This is a genomic window from Roseiarcus sp. (assembly GCF_052145395.1).
Lineage (GTDB): Bacteria > Pseudomonadota > Alphaproteobacteria > Rhizobiales > Beijerinckiaceae > Roseiarcus.
On record NZ_JBKQOT010000714.1, the window covers coordinates 1 to 4,277 of the forward strand.

4 protein-coding genes are annotated in these 4,277 nt (G+C 67.7%); 2 read left to right on the plus strand and 2 right to left on the minus strand.

The window, feature by feature from the left end; genetic code table 11:
• Window positions 1-88 precede the first annotated feature (88 nt).
• Together mmsB and ACLP25_RS24545 are read right to left on the minus strand one after the other, a co-directional pair.
• Window positions 89-979, minus strand: a complete 891-nt coding sequence (mmsB, locus tag ACLP25_RS24540; protein ID WP_442471737.1) for a 3-hydroxyisobutyrate dehydrogenase — start codon at window positions 977-979, stop codon at window positions 89-91.
• Window positions 980-1,011: 32 nt separating this feature from the next.
• Entirely contained in the window at window positions 1,012-2,148 is a 1,137-nt protein-coding gene (locus ACLP25_RS24545) for an acyl-CoA dehydrogenase family protein (RefSeq protein ID WP_442471738.1), read from the minus strand.
• A 515-nt stretch (window positions 2,149-2,663) separates the two neighbouring features.
• On the opposite strand from ACLP25_RS24545, the gene ACLP25_RS24550 reads away from it, so the two are divergent.
• A complete protein-coding gene (locus ACLP25_RS24550) occupies window positions 2,664-3,683 on the plus strand; it encodes an HlyD family secretion protein (protein ID WP_442471740.1) in 1,020 nt (339 codons plus the stop codon).
• Window positions 3,680-4,277 (plus strand): ABC transporter ATP-binding protein (locus ACLP25_RS24555; RefSeq protein ID WP_442471739.1); only part of this gene is annotated, 598 nt, incomplete at its 3' end. The genes ACLP25_RS24550 and ACLP25_RS24555, both read left to right, overlap by 4 nt.

A 4,277-nucleotide genomic window follows, 5' to 3' on the forward strand; every position in this document is an offset into this window, starting at 1 on the left:
TCCCTCTCGGTCGCCGGGGTGTCGCCACACGCCATCCGCCTCGCGCGGCCGCTATTCGTCAGACACGTATGAACAATACGCCGATATTCTAGCCGGACGCCTGCGTTCCCCGCAGAAAATTGATCACGCCCGAGAAATCGTCCCCGCCGTGCCCCGCCGCCGCGAACAGGGCGTAGAGCTGCGTCGCCGCCGCTCCGAGCGGCGTGGCGACGCCGGCGCTTGCCGCAGCCTCCTGGGCTAGCCGCATGTCCTTCAGCATAAGGCTCGCGGCGAAGCCCGGCTTGTAGTCGCGGTTGGCGGGCGAGGTCGGGACCGGTCCGGGGACAGGGCAATAAGTCGTCAGCGACCACGACTGGCCGGATGAAGTCGAGGCGACGTCGAACAGCGCCTGGGCCGAGAGGCCCAGCTTCTCCGCCAGCACGAAGGCTTCGCAGGTCGCAATCATCGTGGCGCCGAGAATCATGTTGTTACAGATCTTGGCCGCCTGCCCGGCGCCGGGGCCGCCGCAATGGACAATGCGCTTGCCCATCGCCTCGAGCACCGGCTTCGCCTTTGCAAACGCCTCCGCCGAGCCGCCGCACATGAAAGTCAGCGTGCCGCCGGCCGCGCCTCCGACGCCGCCCGACACCGGCGCGTCGAGAGTCAGCACGCCCTCGGCCCGGCCCGCCTCGTGCGCCCTCTTGGCGCTGTCGACGTCGATGGTCGAACTGTCGATGACGAGCGCGCCCTTCGGCGCCGCCGGCAGGAACTCGGCCCAGGCCGCCAGCACATGCCTCCCGGCCGGAAGCATGGTGACGATGATCTCGGCCCCGGCGACGGCCTCGCGGGCGCTGCCCATGACCGACACGCCCATCTCGGCCGCCGTCATCTTTTGCGCCTCGACGAGGTCGTAGCCGGCGACCCAGTGGCCCGCCTTGACCAGATTGGCGGCCATGGGTCCGCCCATGTTGCCCAGACCCAGAAATGCGATGTTGGCCATTCCTCTCTCCGATTTCTCGCGTCTCGCCGGGTTCAGTTCTCGATCAAACCGCGCGCGACGATGACGCGCATGATCTCGTTGGTCCCTTCCAGAATCTGGTGCACGCGCAGGTCGCGCACGATCTTCTCGACGCCGTAGTCGGCGAGATAGCCATATCCGCCGAAGAGTTGCAGCGCGTCGTTGGCCGCATTGAAACCCGCGTCAGTGGCGACCCGCTTGGCGATCGCGCAGAGCCGGGTCGCGTCGGGCCCCTTGTCGTCGAGCGCGCTCGCGGCGCGCCACAGCAGCGATCGCGCCGCCTCGAGCGACGCGTCGATGTCGGCGACGCGGAACTGCAGCGCCTGGAAATCCGCGATGCGCCGGCCGAACGCCTTGCGCTCGCGCATGTAGCCGAGCGCCTTGTCGAGCGCGGCCTGTCCGCCGCCGATCGATGAGGCGCCGATGTTGAGACGCCCGCCGTCGAGCCCCGCCATGGCGATCTTGAAGCCGTCGCCCTCGGCGCCGACGCGTTGAGCAGCCGGGACGCGCACGCCTTCCAGGATGACTTGCCGGGTCGGCTGCGCCTTCCAGCCCATCTTCTTCTCGTTGGCGCCGAAGCTCAGGCCCGCCGTTCCGTTGTCGATGAGGAAGGCCGAGATCCCGCGCGGGCCGCCCTCACCGGTGCGCGCCATGACGAGATAGACGTCGCTCGCCCCGGCGCCCGAGATGAACTGCTTGACTCCGTCGAGTACATAGTCGTCGCCGTCGCGGCGCGCCCGCGTCGTCAGCGCCGCCGCGTCCGAGCCGGCGCCGGGCTCCGTCAGGCAGTAGCTGGCGACGGAGTCCATAGTGGCGAGCTTCGGCAGGTAGCGGTGCTGGAGCTCGCGGGATGCGAAGCGGTCGACGACCCAGGCGACCATGTTGTGGATCGACAGGAAGGACGCCACGCAGGGGCAGCCGGTCGCGAGGGCCTCGAAGATCAGCGCGCTGTCCAGCCGCGTCAGGCCGCTGCCGCCGTTCTCCTCTCGCACATAAATCGCCCCCATGCCGAGGGCGGCGGCTTCGCGCATGATCTCGATCGGGAAATGCTCGGTCTCATCCCACTCGACCGCGTGCGGTGCGATGCGTTCGTCCGCAAAGGCCTTCGCCATGTCTCGGACGGCTTCGTGGTCGGAGGTGAGGATGAACATGGGAAGCAAACCTACTCTCAGTCGGCGAGGACCACGTGGTGAACGACGACTTCGCTCAACGGTCCCGATCTTCCCTGATAAGTTCGGCCGGAGAGGTGCGCGAACCCGGCGGGGTACGGGCTTGAAAGCCGAGCGCCGCCGCAAGACGCTCCTCAGGCGAATAGGGCGGCGCCTTTTCGAGGGCGTCGCAGGATGCGCTCTGTGGGGAGCGTCCACCCGCCTCGGAGCGTTCGCGGAGCCCTTCGATCAGTCTGTCGGGGAGGTTGGGGACACCATTCTGCGCCATGCGATTCCGCCCGCGGCCGGCAGGAAAATGCGTCCGGAACCGGCTGATTTCAGAATTGATAGCGCTCCGGACGGACCAGCGCAACGCGCTCTCGACAACGCCGCATGCGACGATGGGTCATCCTTGACCTGGGTCAAACCCCGGGTAAGGCTTCTTCGCTAAGACACCTTGGGCCCGGGCGCAATGATAAGCCCAAAAAGGGCGAGGCAAGGGGCATGGGTTCTTGGCGGTGCGGCGATTCTTTCTCCTTCTCCTTGTGGTTGCGGCATTGGGTCTCGGCGGTCTCGCCGCCTATCATGACCAGGACGTTGTCATTCCGTGGTGGCGGGCCACCGTCCTTCCCTGGATCGAAGGGAAGGCCGACAGCGACACGATCGTCGTCTCCGGCAACATCGAGGCGCATGAGAGCATCCTCAGCTTCAAGTCGGTGCAGTCCCGCATCGTCGAACTTCCGTTCGACGAGGGGCAGACGGTCAAGGCCGGGACGGTGATCGCACGGGTCGACGACGCCGATTACAAGCAGCTGGCGGTCATCGCCCAGGCGACCCTGGACGAACGGATGCGCCAGCTCGACGTCGCCGAGCAGAACGTCGACGCGACGCGCCGGACCGTCATCAGCGATCAAGCGGAAGTGTCCCTGAGGGAGCTCGAGTTCGACCGCGCCCAGACGCTGGTGGCCAAGGGCGCCGGCACGATCGACGCGCGCGACGTCGCCGAGACCGCGCTGAAGCAGGCGCGAGCGGCGCTCGAACGCGACAAGGCGCTCGAGGCGTCGGCCGACAGGAGCGTCGCGCTCTCCATCGCCGCCATCGAGACCGCGCGCGCCAACCTGGAACTCACCAAGATCACGCTCGGCTACACGACGCTGAACGCGCCGTTCGACGGCGTCATTCTGGTGCGGCAGGCCGAGCTCGGCGAGGTCATATCGCCCGGCGCGGCGATCGTGACCCTCGCCGACATCGATCACGTATGGCTGCGCGCCTATATCAACGAGACCGACGTCGGCAAGGTGCGCCTGGGCCAGGCGGCGACCGTCACCACCGACTCGTGGCCCGGCAAGGACTATCCGGGCCGCATCTCGTTCATCTCAGAAGCGGCCGAGTTCACGCCGAAAAGCGTGGAGACCCACGCCGAGCGCGTGACGCTCGTCTATCGCATCCGTATCGACATCGACAATCCGACTCACGAGCTCGTCCCCGGCCTCCCCGCCGACGCCAGGATCGCCGTCAGGGCGCCCGGGCAATCATGAACGCCGCGCTGTCGCGACCCGCCATCGAGGTCCGCGGACTCACGAAGCGGTTCGGCGCCGCCATCGCCGTCGATAACCTCAGCATCGATTGCGCGCCTGGCGAGGTGTTCGGCTTCGTCGGCCCCGACGGCGCCGGCAAGACGACCATCATGCGCCTCATCGCCGCGGTAATGGCGCCGGACGAAGGCTCGATCCTCATCGAAGGCGTGGACGCCGTCGCCGAACCCGAGCGCGTTCGCTCGCATGTGAGCTACATGCCGCAGCGGTTCGGCCTCTATGAGGACCTCACAGTCGACGAGAACGTCGAGTTCTTCGCCGAGCTTTTCGGCATCTCCCGCAAGGACCGCGAGGAACGCGCCGCGCGCCTGCTCGCCGCATCGGGCATGACCCCGTTCCGCAGGCGCCGCGCGGGCCAGCTCTCCGGCGGCATGAAGCAGAAGCTCGGCCTCACCTGCTCGCTCATCCACACGCCGCGCGTGCTGCTGCTCGACGAGCCGACCGCGGGCGTCGATCCGGTGTCGCGGCGCGACTTCTGGCGCATCTTGTACGGCCTGCGCGGGGAGGGCGTGGCGATCGTCGTCGCCACCTCCTATC